At 37.6% G+C, this 22,189-nt stretch carries 18 protein-coding genes and 1 pseudogene; 17 read left to right on the forward strand and 2 right to left on the reverse strand.

Translation table 11 applies throughout. The features are described from left to right. Positions 1–50: 50 nt before the first annotated feature. The 15 genes and pseudogenes from LF886_RS02560 to LF886_RS02630 all read left to right on the forward strand — a co-directional run. A pseudogene (locus tag LF886_RS02560) lies at positions 51–484 on the forward strand (TonB-dependent receptor plug domain-containing protein); the annotation flags it as partial. A gap of 573 nt (positions 485–1,057) precedes the next feature. Further along, positions 1,058–2,473: a TonB-dependent receptor plug domain-containing protein gene (locus LF886_RS02565; RefSeq protein ID WP_410685623.1), complete on the forward strand. Its 1,416-nt coding sequence runs from the start codon at positions 1,058–1,060 to the stop codon at positions 2,471–2,473. A gap of 7 nt (positions 2,474–2,480) precedes the next feature. Continuing rightward, positions 2,481–3,779: an APC family permease gene (locus tag LF886_RS02570; protein WP_236852574.1), complete on the forward strand. Its 1,299-nt coding sequence runs from the start codon at positions 2,481–2,483 to the stop codon at positions 3,777–3,779. 159 nt (positions 3,780–3,938) lie between these two features. Beyond that, complete coding sequence (prfA, locus tag LF886_RS02575; protein ID WP_103232213.1) at positions 3,939–5,024, forward strand: peptide chain release factor 1; 1,086 nt, start codon at positions 3,939–3,941, stop codon at positions 5,022–5,024. A 77-nt stretch (positions 5,025–5,101) separates the two neighbouring features. After that, complete coding sequence (locus LF886_RS02580; RefSeq protein ID WP_236852575.1) at positions 5,102–5,779, forward strand: hypothetical protein; 678 nt, start codon at positions 5,102–5,104, stop codon at positions 5,777–5,779. Positions 5,780–5,873: 94 nt separating this feature from the next. After that, positions 5,874–7,976 carry a prolyl oligopeptidase family serine peptidase gene (locus LF886_RS02585; protein ID WP_410685357.1) on the forward strand — a complete coding sequence of 701 codons (2,103 nt, stop codon included), beginning with the start codon at positions 5,874–5,876 and terminating at the stop codon, positions 7,974–7,976. 137 nt (positions 7,977–8,113) lie between these two features. After that, on the forward strand, positions 8,114–11,119 hold the full coding sequence (locus LF886_RS02590) for a reprolysin-like metallopeptidase (RefSeq protein WP_236852577.1): 3,006 nt from the start codon (positions 8,114–8,116) through the stop codon (positions 11,117–11,119). Between the two features lie 138 nt (positions 11,120–11,257). Further along, complete coding sequence (scpA, locus tag LF886_RS02595; RefSeq protein WP_236852579.1) at positions 11,258–13,378, forward strand: methylmalonyl-CoA mutase; 2,121 nt, start codon at positions 11,258–11,260, stop codon at positions 13,376–13,378. A 44-nt stretch (positions 13,379–13,422) separates the two neighbouring features. Then, on the forward strand, positions 13,423–14,406 hold the full coding sequence (locus LF886_RS02600) for a M28 family peptidase (protein WP_236852581.1): 984 nt from the start codon (positions 13,423–13,425) through the stop codon (positions 14,404–14,406). A 406-nt stretch (positions 14,407–14,812) separates the two neighbouring features. Beyond that, a complete protein-coding gene (locus LF886_RS02605; protein WP_236852582.1) occupies positions 14,813–15,058 on the forward strand; it encodes a hypothetical protein in 246 nt (81 codons plus the stop codon). Between the two features lie 17 nt (positions 15,059–15,075). Then, positions 15,076–15,546, forward strand: a complete 471-nt coding sequence (locus LF886_RS02610) for a hypothetical protein (RefSeq protein WP_236852584.1) — start codon at positions 15,076–15,078, stop codon at positions 15,544–15,546. Positions 15,547–15,573: 27 nt separating this feature from the next. Next, entirely contained in the window at positions 15,574–16,965 is a 1,392-nt protein-coding gene (locus LF886_RS02615; protein ID WP_236852586.1) for an RtcB family protein, read from the forward strand. A gap of 109 nt (positions 16,966–17,074) precedes the next feature. After that, positions 17,075–17,620, forward strand: a complete 546-nt coding sequence (locus LF886_RS02620; protein ID WP_236852588.1) for a nucleotidyltransferase family protein — start codon at positions 17,075–17,077, stop codon at positions 17,618–17,620. A gap of 3 nt (positions 17,621–17,623) precedes the next feature. After that, a complete protein-coding gene (prfH, locus tag LF886_RS02625) occupies positions 17,624–18,322 on the forward strand; it encodes a peptide chain release factor H (protein ID WP_236852589.1) in 699 nt (232 codons plus the stop codon). Further along, on the forward strand, positions 18,309–18,815 hold the full coding sequence (locus LF886_RS02630) for a tetratricopeptide repeat protein (RefSeq protein WP_236852591.1): 507 nt from the start codon (positions 18,309–18,311) through the stop codon (positions 18,813–18,815). The genes prfH and LF886_RS02630 overlap by 14 nt, the downstream gene beginning before the upstream one ends. A gap of 352 nt (positions 18,816–19,167) precedes the next feature. On the opposite strand, the gene LF886_RS02635 is transcribed toward LF886_RS02630, so the two are convergent. Continuing rightward, complete coding sequence (locus LF886_RS02635; protein WP_103232222.1) at positions 19,168–19,461, reverse strand: c-type cytochrome; 294 nt, start codon at positions 19,459–19,461, stop codon at positions 19,168–19,170. Between the two features lie 197 nt (positions 19,462–19,658). Between LF886_RS02635 and meaB the strand changes: the two genes are divergently transcribed. Continuing rightward, entirely contained in the window at positions 19,659–20,651 is a 993-nt protein-coding gene (gene meaB / locus LF886_RS02640) for a methylmalonyl Co-A mutase-associated GTPase MeaB (RefSeq protein WP_103232223.1), read from the forward strand. Here meaB and LF886_RS02645 read toward each other — a convergent pair. Beyond that, on the reverse strand, positions 20,648–21,196 hold the full coding sequence (locus LF886_RS02645; RefSeq protein WP_236852593.1) for a DUF4251 domain-containing protein: 549 nt from the start codon (positions 21,194–21,196) through the stop codon (positions 20,648–20,650). The genes meaB and LF886_RS02645 overlap by 4 nt on opposite strands. Positions 21,197–21,301: 105 nt before the next feature. On the opposite strand from LF886_RS02645, the gene LF886_RS02650 reads away from it, so the two are divergent. After that, on the forward strand, positions 21,302–22,108 hold the full coding sequence (locus LF886_RS02650) for a M48 family metallopeptidase (protein WP_103232225.1): 807 nt from the start codon (positions 21,302–21,304) through the stop codon (positions 22,106–22,108). The last annotated feature ends 81 nt before the right edge of the window (positions 22,109–22,189 follow it).

Below are 22,189 nucleotides of genomic sequence, written 5' to 3' on the forward strand. Positions count from 1 at the left end.
ATCTGCGAAAAGGTTCGCAGGAATGTTATTATTAATTGGCAAGAACAAAAATGAAAAAATTAAGTACAGCGGTATTTTTGCTGAGTATAATTTTGGTAGCTGCTCAGGAGAATGAGGAGAAAGGAAAACAAATCGAAGACATTATCATTGTCGGAAACCGAAATGTCAAAAGAACAAAACTTGAGACAACGGTTCCTGTAGACGTTATTAATATTGACAAGATCCAGAGAAGCTCTCCACAAATGACTGCTCAGGATCTTCTGAACTATGTGATCCCATCATTCAATGCAGTGAGGCAGTCTGCTTCTGACGGTACAGAACATATTGATCCCGTGTCCTTAAGAGGAATGGGACCAGATCGATTTTGGTATTATTAAACGGAAAAAGAAGGCATTCTACATCGTTAGTCAACTATCAGAATACCGTAGGAAATGGCTCTGTAGGAACAGATCTTGGGACAATTCCCATCATTGCAATTGATAGAATAGAAGTCCTAAGAGACGGAGCTGCTGCACAATATGGTTCCGATGCCATCGCCGGAGTGATCAATATTATTCTTAAAAAAAATGCCGGAGCATCAGCAAGTCTTACTTATGGAGTAACCGGAAGAAATGATGGCGACACTTATCAGGCCGGAGCCAATTACGGAACTTCATTAGGAAAGAAAGACGGCTATATCAATCTTTCACTACAATTAAGCCATAGAGGAAAAACAACAAGAACTCAAAATCATGATTTAGATATTTTCGGAGATAATTTTGCGTATGCGTTTGCAAATGATCCCGAAGCCGCAAGAGCTGCAGATGATGCAAAAATTAAAGAGCGAGGATTGACACGTGACGACTTCAATTTCCAGATCGGAGATGCCCAGATTAGACAGGGACAGCTGTTTTTCAATGCAGAATATCCTTTTAATGATAATTTTAAACTGTATTCTTTCGGAGGTTTCAGTATCAAAGAAGGAAAAGGATTTGGCTTCAGAAGACTTCCAAGCGAAACATCTAATGTCGTTTCATCCATTTACCCAAACGGTTTTCAGGCAAGTCTTGGATCTCAGGTGTATGATGTCTCTTATGCTGTAGGCGCAAAATATAATGTCAATGACTGGCTATTTGACCTGAGTAATACGTTCGGAAGCAATACTTTCAATTATAATGTAAGCAATACCAATAATGCTTCTCTTGGGGCAAAATCGCCAGCCCGTTTTTATGCAGGAGCTCATAGTTTCCTTCAAAATACCGTTAATCTTGATGTTTCTAAAAATATAAAGCGGTTCAATATCGCATTCGGAGGAGAATTCAGATTTGAACAATACCAGATCAAGGCTGGTGATGAGGCTTCTTACACCCAATATGACATCAATGGAAATGTGGCTGCTGAAGGTTCTACAGTGCTTGGTGCGGGCGGATCACAGTCTTTTATCGGGTTTTCTCCCAATAATGCATTGACGAAGGACAGACATTCGACCGCAGTATACGCAGATGTTTCCTATGATTTAGATAAAAAGCTGAATATTGATGCCGCTGCAAGATTTGAAAATTACTCAGATTTTGGAAATACATTGAATGGAAAACTCGCTGTACGATATGAATTTGTAAAAAATTATGCAGTAAGAGCAGCAGTGGGAACAGGATTCAGAGCGCCTTCACTTCAGCAGCAGTATTTTAATAATTCTTATGCAGATATTTCGACTTCTGGTTCGGGAATTGTAACCAAAGGAATTTTCAGAAATGATAGCGATGCAGCGAGAATCCTGGGATTTGATAAACTCAAACAGGAAACTTCTGTCAACGCAAGTGCAGGATTTACCCTTCACCCTTTGAATAAATTATCTATTTCCGTAGATGGATATTGGATTAAAGTGAAGGACAGAATTGTAATCACCAGCAATATTACAGATCCAAGGCTGGCCCAGTTTATGGTAGAAAGCGGAAGATTCTTTGCCAATGCTGTTGATACAGAAACCAAAGGAGTAGATGTGGTTGTTTCTTACGACTGGATTCTCGGTAACGGAAAATTAAATATGAATCTTGCCGGAAACTATACAGAAACAAAAATTACAGATTTCCATTTTCCGGAAAACTTAGGAACCCCTCAGAATGAATTCTTTGGTCCGGATCAGATTAATATCATTGAAACATTATCACCAAAAACAAAAGCATCATTAGGATTAAATTATGGAATCGGGAAGTTCAATTTTCTCGTAAGAAATACCTATTTTGGCAAAGTAATAAGAGATGGTTATCCATTTGGCGGAGTTCAGGAGTTCTCTCCAAAAGTAGTGACCGACTTCAGCGTTGGATATGATGTCTCAAAAAGTATCAACTTTACCGTTGGAGCCAATAATGTTTTTGATGTCTTCCCGGATCGCCAGATTTATGAAAATTCATACTATGGAGTATTCAAATATGCACCGGTTCAGATGGGAACGCTGGGGAATTATTTCTTCGGAAGGCTTAATTTTAATTTTTAATCATTAAATGAGTACTACCTCACATCAGATTGGCTGGAAAACAGCCGCAGCCATCGTCGTTTCCAATATGATCGGAACAGGGATTTTTACCACCCTGGGATTTCAGCTATCCGATATTACCAATACCTACAGTATTTTCCTGCTGTGGGGTATCGGAGGGATTCTCGCTTTGTTCGGAGCTTTTTGCTATGCCGAACTAGGCTCACATTTTAAAGGAAACGGAGGCGATTTTATCTATCTTAAAGAAACCTATCATCCGTTGTTCGGGTACCTGATAAGCTGGGTTTCTTTGATTATTGGATTTTCTTCTCCTGTGGCCCTTGCAGCATTGGCAATGTCAAAATACCTTTCTGTATTTGATTATTCTTTTGGAAATGGTTTTGCGATTGCAGCCATTTTCCTGGTTGCGATTGCGTTGTCATTTAGCCTGAAAACGTCTAGCAGATTTCATAACTTTTTTACTTTCATCAAAATAACCTTCATTATTGTACTGGTTATTCTTGGAGTTGGGCTTTCAGATTCACCACAGATTGGAAATAGTCTGAACTTCAGTGACAACTGGAAAAACGAGATCATGCTTCCGGCTTTTGCCACTTCTCTTGTTTTTGTCACCTATTCCTACACCGGTTGGAATTCAGCTTCTTATATTGCTGGGGAAATAAAAGATGTTCAGAAAAACCTTCCCAAATCACTCATTATAGGAACTGTTTTCGTGACAGTAAGCTATATTTTGGTGAATTATATTATGCTGAAACATGCTTCTGTGAGTCAATTGGCAGGAAAAGAAGACGTGATGGGAGAGGCAGCGGTCAATATGCTGGGACCCACCTTCGGAAAAATTGTTAATATTTTTATCGCGCTACAACTGGTTGCAACCATAAGCGGATACCTGTGGGTAGGATCTAGATTGACGCAGGTTTTTGCAAAACACACCTATTTTTGGAAACCATTATCCGCAGGCAATGAAAAAGGAATTCCGGTAAGGGCTATTTTTGCGCATGCAGTGATTGCGGCCATTATTATTCTGACAGGAAGCTTTAAAGAAATTTTCGTGTACACGGCTTTTATTTTACAGCTTTTTGCAAGTCTGGCTATTTCTACCGTATTCTTTCTGAAGAAAAAAGACAGAAAAATTTTTAAGTCTAACGCTTTCCATATTTTTCCTGCTGTTTTTCTCCTGTTTAGTATTTATATTCTCTACTTTACATTTATTCATAATCCTAAAGAAAGCTTGATAGGACTGGGAATTATCGCAGTTGGAATTTTTTTATATTTGCTGGACAGAAGGCTCTCCAAAGGATCTTAGAAGCGGTTTTAATCTCATATAAATCCTGATAAACAAATTTGTAATTGGGCATTTTTGCTATTTTACTCCCTTTATCCCTAATGCTCAAAAATTTATGCTGATTCGGAATTTTAATTTTGAATTAATAATTCTTATCTTTGCACCCACAAAATTTCTACAATGTCTAAATCATTAATTCCAAAATTAGAAGCTATAAAACAAAGATATAATGAGGTTGCAGACCTTATTATACAGCCTGATATCATTTCAGACCAAAAAAAATATTCTTCTTTGAACAAAGAATATAGTGATTTGGGAAAAATTGTAAGAGTTTACGATCAGTACAAAGGTGCCCTTGACAGCATTGAAGAGTCTGAAGAAATCATTGCTGATGGATCAGACAGAGACTTAGTAGATCTTGCTAAAGAAGAGAAATTAGAAGCTCAGGCTAAAATTCCTGGATTGGAAGAAGAGCTGAAAGTATTGCTTATTCCTAAAGATCCTGCAGATGATAAAAACATCATCGTAGAATTACGTGCCGGAACAGGGGGTGATGAGGCGGCTATTTTCGTAGAAGATATCTACAGAATGTACAGCATGTATTTCAAAACCAAAGGATGGAGACATGAAGTTACAGATTCCAACGAAGCGGCGAAAGGCTACAAGGAACTGATCATGAAAGTAGAAGGAGAAGGCGTTTACGGAATCATGAAATTTGAATCAGGAGTTCACCGTGTACAACGTGTCCCTGAAACAGAATCTCAAGGAAGAGTTCATACGTCCGCAATCACAATTGCTGTTCTTCCGGAAGCAGAAGAAGTAGATTTTGAATTGAATCCTGCCGATATTGAAATGCAGACTTCCCGTTCAGGAGGTGCTGGAGGTCAGAACGTAAACAAGGTTGAAACTAAAGTTCAGCTTACCCACAAACCTTCAGGGCTGGTAGTGGTATGTCAACAGGCTCGTTCTCAGTTGGCTAACCGTGAATTGGCAATGGAAATGCTAAGAACAAAATTATACGATATAGAATTACAGAAAGTGCAGGGAGATATCGCAGCACAACGTAAATCTATGGTATCTACAGGAGACCGTTCTGCAAAAATTAAAACGTACAATTACCCACAAGGTAGAGTTACTGATCACAGAATCAACAAGTCTATGTATAACCTTGATGCCTACATGAACGGAGATATTTCTGAAATGATTGATGCAGTAATCATGGCAGAAAATGCTGAGAAAATGAAGGGAGAAGAAGAAAATTACTAAGATTAGAAAACATAAAAATAAAGCCTCTGATTCTTCAGGGGCTTTGTCTTTTCAAATAACTAAACATAAAATATACTATGAAAACCTACAAAATTATTTTGCTGCTGATGCTTACCATGATGGGACAGCAACTTTTCGCGCAGACTGAAGTAAAGAAACCTAAAGAAGCCTTTGAACTGTTCTTTGGTACTTTCGTGAGCAATGATGAAGAAACTTTGAAAAAGCTTAATGATTATTTAAAACCTACAGTAGAAGGCCAGGATGCTTATCAGGTGAACTTCAAAGAAACTTCACAAGAAGTGATGAATGGCAGTGTAGAGAATTTTTTGTCGGCTTTTCCTAAAGCTACAGGTTCAGCATGTAAAAAAGAAGCTGAAGACTATTTCAGAGCCATGTTTGATAATTTTAAAAAAGGAAAACTTACCATTAAAGATGTAAAAGTAGTTCCTAATGAATACGTTGAAGGGCAAAAGATTGCAGAAATAACATATTCTGTAAGCTTCCTGGTTCCATCAAAACTGACCTCCGGGCCAAAAGGTGATCTGAAAAAAATAAAAGTGGAAGATCTGAAAAAATACCTGACTCAGGCAGTTCAGGATTTTAAAAATGCTGATAAAACTGTAACCACAGATCAGAACTTTAATCTATACGAGCTTAAAGAAGGTTATAAAATATACTATTGGAACGGAAGTCCCGATGAGATTGTTACCAACCTTACCGATTTCTATTTTGAAAGTTTCGGTGCTAGTGAATAGTCGAAAAATACTCTAGTAAAACATACAAGTCTCAATTTATTGGGACTTTTTTTATTTCATATACTTTGCGTATTTTTGAGAAAAACCGATCAGTATGAATTTTAAACCTATATTGTTAACAGCTGGAGTATTATTTTCAGCATCTTTTTATTCTCAGAAAATGAATTATCCTAAAGCATTAAAAGGAAGCCAGACCGATACTTATTTCGGAAGCGCAGTTTCTGACCCTTTCAGAGACCTTGAAAATGATTCTGAAGCGACCAAAAAATGGGTGGATGAAGAAGTTGCTTACAGTCAGAACTATCTTTCAAAAATTCCTTTCAGAGATAAAATCAAAAGTCAGCTGAAGGACATCTGGAACTATGAGAAAATTTCAGCACCCTTCAAAGAAGGAGATTATACCTATTATTACAAAAATGATGGTTTGCAGGCACAGTCTGTTTTGTACAGAACAAACAACAAGACGAATGCCACAGAAGTATTTTTAGACCCTAATAAATTCTCAGAAAAAGGAACAACTTCACTTTCTAATCTGTCTTTCAATAAAAAAGGAAACCTTGCCGCTTATTCTATCTCTGAAGGAGGAAGCGACTGGAACAAGATTATCATCATCGATGCAGTTACCAAAAAGCAGATTGATGAGACTTTGCTGGATGTGAAATTCAGTGGAATTTCATGGCAGGGAGATGAAGGGTTCTATTATTCAAGCTACGATAAGCCGAAAGAAGGGACAGTACTTTCCGGAATGACAGATAAACATAAGGTCTATTTTCATAAACTGGGAACAAAACAGTCTGAGGATAAGCTGATCTTCGGAGGAGATAAAACACCAAGAAGATATCTGGGAGCCGGAGTTTCTGAAGACCAGAGATACCTTATCATTTCTGCTGCTAATGCTACAAATGGTAATGAATTATATATAAAAGATCTTAAAAAAGGTGGAGACTTTGTACAGATTGTAAGCGGATTTGATGTCAATGCAAACATTGTAGACACAGAGGGAGATAATCTTTTCATTTTTACGGATAAAGATGCACCAAATATGCGTCTTGTAAAAACGACGATCAGTAATCCTGCTCCTGCAACATGGAAGGACGTAATTCCACAGACTGAAAATGTATTGGGAATTTCTTCCGGTGGAGGATATTTCTTTGCCACCTATATGATTGATGCCATAGATCAGGTAAAACAGTTTGATAAAGCTGGAAAACTGGTTAGAGAAATTACACTTCCTGGTAAAGGAAATATATCAGGATTCGGAGGAAAAGAGAAGGAGAAAGATGTTTACTTTTCTTTCAGTAATTATATTACACCGGGAACCACTTATAAATTCAATGCAGACTCAGGTAAATCTGAAGTATATCAAAAACCAAAAGTGAAGTTTAATCCGGATGATTATGTTTCAGAACAGGTATTCTATACTTCAAAAGACGGTACAAAAGTTCCTATGATGATCAATTATAAGAAAGGAACTAAGCTTGATGGTAAAAACCCTACTATTCTATACTCTTACGGAGGTTTCAACATTAGCCTGCAGCCATCATTCTCTGTAGTGAATGCTATCTGGATGGAAAATGGAGGTATCTATGCCGTTCCAAACATTCGCGGTGGAGGTGAATATGGAAAGAAATGGCACGATGCAGGAACAAAACAGCAGAAGAAAAATGTTTTTGAAGACTTTATTGCTGCCGGAGAATATCTTCAGAGCAAAGGATATACTTCAAAAGAATACATGGCACTTTCAGGAAGATCCAATGGAGGATTGCTGGTAGGAGCAACCATGACAATGCGTCCGGATCTGGCAAGAGTAGCTTTCCCGGGAGTAGGAGTTCTGGATATGCTGAGATATAATAAGTTTACAGCCGGAGCAGGATGGTCTTATGACTACGGTACAGCAGAAGACAGTAAAGAAATGTTCGAATATCTTAAATCATATTCTCCTGTACACAATGTAAAAGCAGGAACATGCTATCCATCAACAATGATCATCACCAGTGATCATGATGACAGAGTAGTTCCGGCACATTCATTCAAATTTGGAGCAGAACTTCAGGAAAAACAGACATGTAAAAACCCTATTCTTTTGAGAATTGAAAAGAATGCAGGTCATGGTGCCGGAAGAGCAACAGATCAGGTGATTAGCGAGAATGCAGATCTTATATCATTTGCTTTGTATGAGATGGGAATAAAGAAATAACTCTAAAAAAGTATATTATTTAAGGAAACAGCTGATTTTATTTAAAATTGGCTGTTTTTTTTATGTGGCTATGGTTATTATTCTTATTTTTATGGCGGATATTAAAAGTTTATTAATTCTAAATTAACTGTGTAATTATGAAAAAAAGAATTTTATTGGTTTGTGCATTAGCTGCTGGGTTGTCCAGTGTTAATGCTCAGAGGTGGGAGCCAGCCTCACAAAAAACGTCTCAGATCAGAAAAGAAGTAGAAGTAAAGTATTCTTATAGATTTGATTTGAAATCTCTTAGAAATATTTTAAAAGATGCTGTAGAAACAGGCAAAGGAGCTCAGGCTGTTATTGTATCTCTACCTACAGCAGAAGGAAAAATTGAAAAATTTGCTGTCTATAGCGATCCTGTTGTGGAAAAATCTATGGCAGACAGATATCAGCTAGGTTCTTATGTGGGAGTAGGAGTAGATGACCCTGGAAAATATGTAAGATTTAGTACTGCACCTACTGAAATGCAGTCGATGATTATCAAAGACGGAAAATTCGAGTTTATTGAGCCTATTACTACAGATAAGCAGGTTTATGGTGTTTTTTATAAAACCAAGAGAACAGAGGGAGAGCACGGTTTTGAATGTACAACAGAAGAGAACAACTTTAAAGATATAAAGTCATTAGAGTTCAACGGGAAAAAAAATCTTTCTAATGTAGGTATTACAAATAGACCTGCAAGTACAAAATTCAGAACTTATAGATTAGCTCTATCTACTACAGGAGAATATACAAAGAAATTTGATCCAGCAGGAGGGATAACCAATACGGTTATTCAAATGAATGCAACAATGACTCGTGTAAATGGTGTTTTCCAGAAAGACTTTGCCATTAAACTTATTGTTCTGGATCTTCCGGCTATTATCTTTACAGATTCTACATCCGATCCTTATACAAATAATTTAAACCTACAACTTCAGCAAACCTTAACAAGCCAGGTTGGAAATGCTGCTTATGATATGGGGCATGTATTCAATGCAGCCGGAGGTAATGGAAATGCAGGATCTATTGGATCTACATGTGTTGACCCTGCAACTAATACAACGTTGGCAAAAGGATCTGCTTTTACTCAGAATACAAACCCGGTAGGAGATTCTTTTGATATAGATTATGTGGCTCACGAAATGGGACATCAGCTGGGAGGTAATCACACTTTTTCTAATAAATCTGAAGCATCAGGAGCTAATGTAGAACCAGGAGGAGGAACTACAATTATGGGATATGCCGGAATAACAAGTGACAATGTTCAAATGTCTTCGGATGCATACTTCCATTATAAATCTATAGACCAGATTTTAACAAGTCTGGAAGGAAAACTAACTTGTGGTACTTCAGAAACAATTGCAAATACACCGCCTGTTATAGGGGCTCTTACTTCATATACTGTTCCTAAAGGTACAGCTTATTATCTTGATGCAACAGCTACAGATGCAGAAGGAGATGCAATTAATTATACATGGGAGCAAAACGATAGTGTAAGTGGTTTGGCTACAATCTCTGGTGACAGTGGTTGGGGGTATAACACACAGGGAGCTTTAACAAGATCTCGTTTCGGAACAAGCAGTGGGAGAAGATATTTCCCAAGTCTTCCTTTAGTAATGAACGGAATTCTTACCAATAAAACGGATGCCGCAAATAATCCAAACCCAAATTGGGAAACGGTATCTTACATTCCTAGAACTGTAAATTATGCAGTAAGTGTAAGAGATCAAAATGCACAAAGGCCAATGCTGTCTTCTTTAGAAATAGCTACAGTCATTGGTAATGATGGACCTTTCAAATTTAACGGAATTACTGCATCATCAGTTCTATATAAAAATGCTGCTAATGTTATTCAGTGGGAGGTTGCTAATACAAATACAGCTCCTTATAACTCACCTAACGTAAAGATTGATTATACTGCTGATAATGGAGCAACCTGGACAGACTTAGTAGCTTCTACACCTAATACAGGTAGCTTCACTGTGCAGATGCCAAATACTATTACGACACCAATCAAGTTGAGAGTATCAGCAATTGGTAACGTTTTCTATGCAGTTTCTCCTGCTGTTACTGTTGCAGATGCACCTACTTCTACAACTGCCGCTCCAACCGGACTTGCGACAATAAGCACAGAAGTATTCAAGACAACAGCAAGAGTATCTTGGAATAGTGTACCTGGAGCAACGTATTCTGTTAACTATAGAAAACAAGGTGCTTCAAGCTGGTCAAATGCAACAAGCCCAACGAGTTCAGTTGTATTAACAGGTCTTGAAGATGAAACAAATTATGAAGTACAGGTTGCGGCTGTAGTAAATACTGTGCCTGGAACATTCTCCAATAATTACACATTTAAAACGAATGGTTTAAAAACAGGTATTGATTATTGTATATTAAACACAGGAATTACTGACTATGGAACAGTATATCAGGTGTCATTGAATGGAACAGTAATTCAAACAGATGGTTCTTATAGAGGGTATAAAGATCTTAGCGAAAACCCTGCTATGACCCTTAACCTCGTAAAAGGAACTCAATATAGCTTAGATCTTAGAACTGTAATTTCAAGTAATTATTCTGGTTTGGCATCACGACCTATAAGAATTAATGCATGGATTGATTATAATAGAAACGGATTGTTTGAAACATCTGAAAGAATTTATGGATTAGGAAGTAGTAATGTTTCTGTAAATAGTGCTGTTGGAGCAGCCGTAAACTTTACAGTACCAGATACTGCTTATGCAGGAGGTAAAACATTAAGAATGAGAATTGTTTCTAAATTTGGGAATTCAGATTTAGTAGATACATGTGGTGAACTTGCTGCAGGTGCAGGAGGAATTATGGATCTACCTGTAAAAATTACAGAAACCCTTGCTGTAAACGAGACAAAAGATGTAAAATCATCTGAAATTTCTATTTACCCGAACCCGGCAGATACTTTCGTAGAAGTAAAAAATCTGAAAGGAAAAGCAGATTATAAAATCTATACTGCTGACGGAAGATTAGCTCAGGAAGGACAGATTGATGGACAAAGAATTAATGTTGCTTCATTAATCAAAGGGATGTATGTGATCACGATAAAAGATGACAAAAATACTTACAATACGAAGCTTATCAAAAAATAAGCAGACGATATACCAATAAGAAAGGCCGGGCATTTGCCCGGCCTTTTTCTTTTGCTAAAACTTAGAAAAACAGAACGTTAACAGAAGTTTCATGTTTCGCTCAAAAAAATTAACTTTACGCAGACAAAAATAATTGGAATGCGAAAGACAATTTCTGTGAAAAAACCTGATTTTAGTGTATCACCTCAGGAAAGAGAGATTTACAATTTTGAAAAAGATGGGCTTGAACTTAAATCATCCTATGAGAAAAAAGATGTAAAAGATAAATCATTAACGCAGACTTCTCCAGGAATTGAACCGTATCTGAGAGGACCGTATTCCACCATGTATGTTCAGAAACCATGGACAATCCGTCAGTATGCCGGATTCTCTACTGCTGAAGAATCCAATGCTTTTTACAGAAGAAATCTTGCTGCCGGTCAGAAAGGACTTTCTGTAGCATTCGACTTGGCGACTCACAGAGGATATGATTCAGATCACACAAGAGTGGTGGGGGACGTAGGAAAAGCAGGAGTTGCCATTGACTCGATAGAAGATATGAAAATTCTTTTCAATGAAATTCCATTGGATCAGATTTCCGTATCGATGACGATGAATGGTGCAGTACTTCCTATTTTGTCTTTCTACATCGTTGCAGCAGAAGAGCAGGGGGTGAAACAAGATCAGCTTTCAGGAACAATCCAAAATGATATTCTGAAGGAATTCATGGTAAGAAATACCTATATCTATCCACCTGCACCTTCGATGAAGATCATTGCAGATATTTTTGAATATACCTCGCAGAACATTCCAAAATTCAACTCTATTTCTATTTCCGGATACCATATGCAGGAAGCAGGTGCTACGCCAGTACTGGAAATGGCTTACACATTAGCAGATGGTCTGGAATATGTAAGAACAGGAATCAAAGCCGGAATGAAAGTAGATGATTTTGCTCCCAGATTATCCTTCTTCTGGGCAATTGGGATGAATCATTTCATGGAAATTGCTAAAATGCGTGCTGCAAGGTATATTTGGGCAACACTTTTAAAACAGTTTAATCCTCAGAATCCAAAATCTCTGGCATTAAGAACCCATTCTCAGACCTCCGGATGGTCTTTGACAGAGCAGGAACCTTTCAATAATATTACAAGAACAGCCATTGAAGCTCTATCTTCGGCTCTAGGAGGCACACAGTCTCTTCATACCAATGCACTGGATGAAGCCATTGCCCTTCCTACAGATTATTCAGCAAAAATTGCAAGAAATACACAGATCATTCTTCAGCAGGAAAGCGGAATATGTGATGTGGTAGATCCAATGGGAGGAAGTAGCCTGGTAGAAAGCCTTACTCAGCAAATGATTGAAGAAGCGATGAGGTATATCAATGAGGTAGAACAGGAAGGAGGAATGACGAAAGCAATTGAAGCCGGAATTCCTAAAATGAGAATTGAAGAAGCTGCCGCTAAAAAACAGGCTAAGATCGATAGTGGAGAAGAATTCATTATTGGTGTGAACTCATTCAAATCCTCATTGAAACAGGATGCAATAGAGATCTTAGATATTGATAATACAGAAGTCCGCAGAAAACAGATCGAAAGACTGAAAACGATAAAAGCAGAAAGAAATGCTGATGCCGTTGAGCAGATCCTGAATGAAATCCGCGAAAGTGCAAAAACAGGAAAAGGAAACCTTCTGGCACTATGTATCGAAGCCGCGAGAAGAAGAGTTACTCTTGGCGAGATGAGTGATGCTATGGAAGAAACCTTTGGAAGATATAAAGCAAATATTAGAACAATTTCTGGTGTATACGCAATGAATGCCGGTAAAAACGAATACTTTGAAAAAGCCCTTAATCTGACTCAGAAATTTGAAGAAGAAGAAGGACGCCGTCCAAGACTAATGGTGGCTAAAATGGGCCAGGATGGTCACGACAGAGGAGCAAAAGTAGTAGCAACAGCATTTGCCGATATGGGATTTGATGTGGATGTAGCTCCATTGTTCCAGACTCCCGAAGAAGTAGCTAAGCAGGCTGTAGAAAATGATATTCACATTTTAGGAGTATCCTCATTGGCTGCAGGTCACAAAACACTAGTTCCACAGGTAGTGGAAGAATTAGCTAAACTGGGAGCGGATGATATTACCATTGTTGTAGGAGGAGTAATTCCACAGCAGGATTATGAATTCCTGTATGCTAATGGTGCTGACTTTATTTTCGGTCCGGGAACCAACCTTCCGAAATGTGCCGTAGAAATTTTAGAAAGATTTTTAGAAAAATAAACAGAAAAGCTTTAATTTCAGCATAGAGATTAAAAGCATACACTATGAGTCTGAAAAATATAATAAAGCCGACAAAGAAAAAACTGCTTTTTCTTGTCGGCTTATTTGTTATTGCAGGTGTTTTTCTGCTGGCTTCCGGAAAGAAAAATACATCAGTACAAACCTCTCCAATACACGCAGATACGGGTTGGGTAAAAAAGCATTTAACAGCACTTACCCAAACACCGCAGTTCCGGAATCATAAAAATATAGACCAGCTGAACGCAGTAGCAGACTATATTCATCAGACTTTTGCTGCTTACAGTGACAGCACTTCTTTCCAGGAATATAAAGTTGATGGGAAAATATATAAAAACGTGATCTCCTCCTTTGGAACAGAGAATAAGAAGCGAATTATTATAGGGGCGCATTATGACGTCTGTGGGGACCAGCAGGGTGCAGATGATAACGCAACCGGAGTTACGGCTCTTTTGGAGCTGGCAAGAATGCTTAAAGGACAGAAGCTGAACTATAGAGTAGATCTTGTTGCCTACACACTGGAAGAACCACCTTATTTCAGAACCGAAAATATGGGAAGCTACATCCATGCAAAATACTTAAAAGACAAGAATATTGATGTGTATGGAATGGCAAGCGTAGAAATGATTGGTTATTTCCGGGATGAAAAAGGTTCTCAGAGCTTTCCTCTAGGTCTTCTTTCCTGGATATATGGAGATAAAGGAGATTTTATTACTCTGGTCAAAAAATTCGGAGCCGGGAAATTTGTTAATAATTTCAGCGGAAATTTTAAAGAAGCCAATCAAATAAAAACAGAAACATTTACAGCACCAAAATTCATATCAGGAACCGATTATTCGGATCATCTTAACTATTGGAAATTTGAGTATTCCGCCCTGATGATCACCGATACCTCCTTTTTCAGAAACAAAAATTATCACGAAACCACCGATACGTTGGAAACATTGGATACGAAACGAATGACCAAAGTTATTGATGCCATTTTTCTCAGTATTATTCACCTGAAGTGAAAAAAATATTTTGATTATCAGAAAAATTTATATATTTGCACCTGAAAATCAAGTTTAACCAATAAAAAACGACGAAGCAATGTTCAGAACAAAACAGAATTCTACAGTTGGATTACCCCTTATGGTGGTAAGGCTTCGCGGTTTGGTACATTCTTAGAATAATAGTACAATACAATATCAAAACCCGAAGTCGCAGAGATTTCGGGTTTTTTATTGCGCAATATTTCAAACTTCAAGTTTCCCCGAAATCTTTTTTAGTGTCATAAACGACAAAATAGGATGAGGTATACTCCTCAAAACCGTTACTGTCTATTATTAATCCATTCAACTAATGTTTTAGTTGATTAAAAGTTGTGTGAGATAAAATAAAGAACTTCTACTATCTCACATCAGACTTCTGTTAACAATGGAAAATGATAATCTTCTGTTTTCCCGCCTGAGAAGCGTGAGAAGCAGGAAAAGAACAATTAGAAAAGATGTAGAAAAGCAGATAAGAACAAAATACAAACGTAGTAGAGAACTTTGGAAAATAAGAAGAAATCTTCCACTGATTCCATTAGATAGACCCTATCAAAAAGGATTTGTAAGATTTTTTGTAGTAAGGGATGATGTAAAACAATCTAAGGATGGAGATTTTTTGAAGGAATTTTAAAGAAGATAAATACCTATATGTATTCTGAAAACCGAAAATTTCTAAAAAAGAAAAGAAAGTTTGGAAGAAAGATATATGTAGAAAGAGAACAGAAGCTCAGATATATTACTTCATTTTCCTGGGATTATCCAAAATTAGAACTTACCGACAGAGAAAGACAATACTTTGAAAAGAAGGAAGACTACTGTCCTGTCCGTAAAATATTCGGAACCTACTACATATTTACCGAGCCATGGAGATTTACCCTGAGGGTAAAACCCAATATGATTACCCATTACAAACCCTTGGATCTGGAGCTGGAAAAAGAAAATGCAGCGCTGGATTCCTATTTGGAACAGTATAAGGTGATAGGGATTATGCATAAAATTAATTTATATAAACCCAATCCATGGAAAGAAAGGTATCAAAGAGAACTTATCAAAAGCAGGAAATATGCTTCCTGCACAATGTCTGCAACAGAGTTTGCAGAAAGCTTACAGGACTTATAGGTCCAACTGTTATTTAAAACAAAAACAATGGGAAATTTAAAACTAAAAGGAAAAGATATATTAAAACTCGGCTATCCAAATAACCAAAGCGTAAACGTAGCATTGGAAGTCATGAAAAGAAATTTTGCAACCAAAAATATTGATCACGTAAAATCTCTTTTAAAGGAAATCCTGCTGAATCCGGAGAATTTTGAAAAAGATCTCACCTTCGGACAAATCGCAGAAACCCTGCTTTCATCCAAAAAAACAGAAAAAAGAATGTTGAATTCACAGCGTGCTTCATTTCAGATTTTTGGAAATAACATTTCAGAAGAGGCAAAAAATCAGTTATACACTGGTTTGAAACTGCCTATTTCTACTCAGGGAGCATTAATGCCTGACGCCCATAGCGGGTACGGGCTTCCGATCGGTGGAGTTCTGGCGGTGGAAAATGCAGTGATCCCTTATGGAGTAGGAATGGATATTGGCTGTAGAATGAGCCTCAGTATTTTGGATACACCGGTTTCATATCTTGAAGGAGCAAGAGATAAATACGAAAAAGCGCTTGCCGAACATACAAAATTCGGAATGTATGAAACGCATAAATCTCACATAGATCACGAAATTTTCGACAGAGATACATTCGATATGATCCCGATCTTAAGAAGATTAAAAGGAAAAGCAATCAAACAGATGGGATCCTCAGGCGGAGGAAATCACTTTGTGGAATTCGGAGAAGTAGAAATTACCGAAGAAGACAAACAGATTGGTCTGCCAAAAGGAAAATATCTTGGAATCCTTTCTCATAGTGGCTCTAGAGGGCTAGGAGCAGAGATTGCACAGTATTACTCAAGAGCAGCAACAGATCAGTGTCCGCTACCAAAGGAAGCGCAAAACTTCGCCTGGCTGGATCTTAATACCCATCTCGGACTGGAATACTGGACAGCGATGAATCTTGCAGGAGATTATGCTTCAGCCTGTCACAATGATATTCACAGAAGACTGGTAAAAGCAGTCGGTGGAAGAGTAAAAGCCAGAATTGAAAACCATCACAACTTTGCCTGGAAAGAAATTCATAACGGAAAAGAAGTGATTGTTCACCGTAAAGGAGCAACTCCTGCTAATGAAAATGAATTGGGAATGATTCCCGGATCTATGACAGCAAAAGGTTTTATCGTTCGTGGAAAAGGAAATCCAGAGTCTCTGAATTCAGCATCACATGGTGCGGGAAGAGCGCATTCCAGAGGAGAATGCAGAAACCTTTTCACTCAGCATGATATCAAAAAAGAACTGAAATTGAAAAACGTCACGCTTATAGGCGGAAATGCAGAAGAAGCACCTATGGCCTACAAAAACATCAATGAAGTGATGAATGCACAGAGTGAGCTGGTAGATATTCTGGGAACATTCCAGCCAAGAATTGTGAGAATGGATAAATAGCTAGTGTAATACTTTATAACCTTATAGGTTTCAAAAACCTATAAGGTTTAATAAGGAAATGTTTTAAAATCGATAAGGTTTAAAATATTCAATTTAAAAAAACAAAAAAATGGGAGCACCACATAACATAAAAAGATACGGTGAAGTCTGGCCGGAATTCAGAATCCGGTTTGGGCTCGAAATTTTAAATATATTAAAAGATAAAATCATTATATCAGGAGGCTGGGCATGGCATTTTATGTCAGAAACAGGACATATGGAATACAAACACGCTCATGACCATAAGGATATTGATGTTTTTGTAAAGAAAGAAAATGTAGCAGAAGTCGTAATCATTCTTCAGCAGGAAGGGTTTCAGAAAGTCTGGACCCGATATGATCATCTGCCGAGTGAGGAAAACTTTCGCAGGTATGAAAAAACGGTAGAATTGGACCATGATAAATTCCACAGAATTACGATAGACTTTTTTGAAAGAAATGATCTTGAAACAATTGAAGCCAATGGTTTTACCGTTGTGAAGCCTGATGTTTTACTTTCATTTTACAGAAACATTCATTCCAGCGACAAATGCTGGGCCGTGATGGCTGCAAAAGATTTATTACAAAAGGGAATAGATCCGGTAGGACACCCTTTATTAAGCAAAATGCCGACATAAAAAATGGAAAAATTAATACAGATCACTTCAGGAAGAGGTCCTTTAGAATGCCAATGGGTAGCAGCCAAGGTTCTGAAGACCTTTCTTGAAGAGGCAAAACAAAATACAATAGAATACGAAATCATTCATCGTGAGAACGGGGATGAAAACCTGACACTGAAATCGGTGACTGTGCTTCTAAAAGGCGAAGGAGTAACTCTGTTTTTAAAAAACTGGTTAGGAAGCGTTTGCTGGATAGGAAAAAGTACATTCAGGAAACTGCATAAAAGAAGCAATTGGTTTATCGGGATTTTTGAACTTGAAAATCTAAAAATGATTGATTTCAATGAAAAAGATATCCGTTTCCAAACTGCCAGAAGCCAGGGAAGTGGAGGACAAAATGTAAACAAGGTGAATACCGCTGTGCGTGCCACTCATATTCCTACCAGAGAAACTGTTTTTGTGCAGGATTCCCGTTCGCAGCTGGAAAATAAAAAACTATCCGTTATCAGATTAAAAGAAAAAGTAATGGCGGTTTATATTCAACAACTGGAAAGAAAGCTGAAAGAAACATGGTCTCTTCAGATGCAGATAGAACGCGGAAATCCGGTTCGTACATTTTCAGGTACAGATTTTAAAAAGAATTACGAAGACAAGACATTCAAAAAACAAAGGAATGCCTTGAAAAATGACCTTAAAAACTACAAAAATGACCTTAACTAAGAGTAAATATTATTTTGAAGCATTAGATTATTTTCCATTCAATCTTTCCGAATGTATGGATGCGCTGAACTATGCCTTGTCTTATGAACCTGAAGATGCAGACAGCCTTTGTCTGATGGGAAGAGTATATTCGGAGGAATTGAAAGACTACGAAACTGCAAAGAGATACTTTGATGAAGCCATGCAGAACAACATCGGGAATATCAATACTCCCAAGTATTATATTGAATGTCTTTTGAATAATGAAGACTACAAGGAAGCAGAAAAGTTAATTGAATTTGCTTTAAAGATAAAAGGAATTGATAAATCTGAAATTCTGAACTGTCTGTCTCTTTTGCAGGAAAGAAACTTTGAGTACAAACAAGCTTTGGCAACTCTTAAAGAAGCTAAAAAATTTGCCTACAGCCGCACTGCACTTGAAGTCATTGAAGACAGAGAAAAGTTCGTCAAAGGAAAAGTTACCAGAACAAGAACCATAAAAAAGGCAGAATAATCTTTTTTTGATTACACTTAAAAGAAATAAGCTTTCGTTAGAAAGCTTATTTTTATTAACAGAGATCAGATAATCATACACCATTTGATGTTGGTCATCAGTCAGTTTAGCCTTGGGAGCCATTCTGCTTAACGTGTTGATCCATCCCTTGTCGTCATGCTTGGTAGGTTCTGGAAGCTTGTGACATTTTGTACAGGAATTTTCAAAAATGGTCTTCCCTTGTGTCAATTGCTCAGATGAGGTATACTTTGGCCCTGTTACAGCCACACTTTTTGGTCCGCATGACACCAGAAACGCTGATGCTGCGATACCGCTCAAAATGAATTTTTTCATACCTATTTTTATTTAATGATTACTTCTTCACAGAAACAATATAATCATAAACCCATTGGTGCTGTTCATCCGTTAGTTTTGCCTTTGGAGCCATAGAATTCATAATACCTACCCATTGCACAGGATTGTGTGAAGCAGGATCAGGGAGTTTATGGCATCTTCCACAAGAGTTTTCAAAAATAGTTTTCCCTTGAGCAATCTGTTCTGCAGTAGATGTTGAAGTTCCTGCAGTAGCAGCAGATGTAGTAGCTTTTGGCGTACAGGAAACCAGCAAGATAGCAGTAAACGAAGCCGCAGCGATGAGTTTTTTCATGTTTCTTCTTTTGATATATAACAAATGTAATAAATTCCTTAACCTGTTGATACAGGGCTTTGTAGTTTTAATTTAGAAGAAATAAAAATTGAATTGATGAGAAATTGATAATTGTAAATAAAGTCAATGTAAATCTTTTGCCGATCATTATGAGCCGGCTATTGACCATTCGCATTTTAATTATTAATTTTGAATCAATGAAATTTTCTACAGAAGAGCTAATAGAAGGAATACAGTCAGGAAACAAACGCCTGATTGCAAAAGCTATTACATTGGTTGAAAGTAAAAAAGCAGAGCACAGACAACAGGCAGAGGAACTTTTAAAGAAGATCATGCCTTTTACCGGAAACTCCTTGAGGGTAGGGGTAACGGGAGTTCCCGGAGCTGGAAAATCCACCTTTATAGAAAACTTCGGACGTTTGGTTATAGCTCAGGGCAAAAAAGTTGCGGTTTTAGCTATCGATCCGAGTTCTGCGATCAACAAAGGAAGTATTTTAGGTGATAAAACCCGAATGGAAGAACTGGCCAAAGAAGAAAATGCGTTCATACGTCCTTCCCCAAGCTCAGGTTTTCTGGGTGGAGTAGCCAATACTACTTTTGAAACGATGATGATCTGCGAAGCTGCGGGTTATGATTATATTTTGATTGAAACAGTGGGAGTAGGTCAGTCGGAAGTTCTTGTAGCAGATATTACTGATGTTTTTTTATTCCTTAAAATCATTGGAGGAGGAGATGAGCTGCAGGGAATAAAACGTGGGATCATGGAAATGGTAGACCTCATTTTCATCAATAAAGTAGAGAAGGACAATCTTCAGAAAGCAAAAAATACAAGACTGGAATTAAAAAGAGCACTGGATTTTATTCCTCCTAAAGAAAAAGGATGGAAAATCCCTGTTTTATTGGGTTCAGCCCTCTATAATGAAGGATTGCAGGATGTCTATGATAAAATCTTTGAATTTATTGATCTGAAAAAGAAAACAGGACGGTTTGAGGAAATTCGTGTTCAGCAGGCCGAAAAGCGCTTTGAATATTGGGTTCAGGAATATATTTTGTCCCTGATGAAAAAGAGCAATGCCGTGGAAGAAGCTTACCACATGCACAAAAAAAATGCTTCAGCTATGGTTTCCAATCCAAGTACTGAAGCAAAATTATTTGTAGAGAAATTTTTATCTAACGAAAACAGGGATTAAGGTTTCTCTTTTTCCTGTTTTACCTCAGTTTTAGAAACATATCCGTCATAAGTAATGGGTTGTCTGTCATTACTTCTCATAGAAACGAAAGCTTTACCGTTTTTAAAGATCTCAATATTGACTTCATCTATGGTTCTTACATCCTTAGGCTTGAACTTTAATGTCCAGGTTCCTTTTTTATTCTGAGTTTTATTGACAGTAAAATCTTTTGAAGTGAATCTGTAGCTGTTGTCACCTGCATTTCCATAGCTTGGGTTGAATACCCTTCCGAAGTAAGGTAATACTACGTCCAGTGTATTTTTAGTTACATCAATTGTATAATCTCCATTCAGATTAAGCAATCTTGTTGCAGTGGCATTAGGCATAGAATTCATGACATTGATAACATCATAATTCGTAGGATTGGCTCTTTCTGCATGGAAGGTGAACTCCTGAGAATCTACCAAGGTGTTCACGATTTTCGGATCTAATGAACCCTGTGATGCACAACTTTGAAAAAAGAACAGAAATCCAAAAATACTCAGTAAAGAAATATACTTTTTCATAATGAAATAATTATTACATTTAAATAGCAAAATGTATGCAAATATATTCTTTCTGAAATATTTTGGAATAAAAATTGTAAAGGTTGAATTATTAACACTCAAACTATGAAAGTTACACATCTATTTGGAATGGGAGCTGTTGCTCTGTTGGCTGCTGCCTGTACTACAAACCCGATTACAGGAAGGTCTTCTTTACAGCTGGCCAACAATTCGGAAATTTTAACAATGTCTTCACAGGAATACAGAACGACATTGTCTAAAGGTAAAGTGATTACCGGTACAGCAGATGCAAAAAGAGTGGTAAATGTAGGAAGTAGAATTAAGAGCGCAGCAGAAAGATATTATCAGAGTATAGGAAGATCAGCAGATCTTGCTACTTACAGCTGGGAATTCAATCTTTTGCAGAGCAGCGAGCTGAATGCCTGGTGTATGCCTGGTGGCAAAGTGGCTGTATACACCGGAATATTACCGGTTACCAAAGACGATAATGGTCTTGCTGTAGTATTGGGGCATGAGGTTTCTCACGCATTGGCAGGACATGGAAACGAACGAATTTCTCAGGCAATGGTTGCTCAGTACGGAGGGGCTATCCTGGGAGGAACGATCTCAAATTCACAATGGGCAAGTGTTTTCCAGAAGGTATATCCTATCGGCTCACAGGTTGCTTTATTGAAATACGGAAGAGGTCAGGAATCTGAAGCTGATGAAATGGGGCTTTACCTGATGTCTATGGCAGGATATGATCCGAGAGCAGCAATTCCTTTCTGGAACAGAATGGAGGCAGCATCTACAGGATCAAGACAACCTGAGTTCTTATCTACCCACCCGAATCCGGAAACAAGAATTTCAGATATCAACAAAGATCTTCCGAAAGCATTAGAATACTATAAGGCTGCAGGAGGAAAAATATAATTAGAATTTTAATCTTGAGTAAGGCCTTATTAAATTTTTAGTAAATTTGGTAAGGCTTTTTTATACAACCACTTAAACACA

Origin of the sequence: Chryseobacterium sp. MEBOG07, assembly GCF_021869745.1 — a bacterium.
GTDB lineage: Bacteria > Bacteroidota > Bacteroidia > Flavobacteriales > Weeksellaceae > Chryseobacterium > Chryseobacterium viscerum.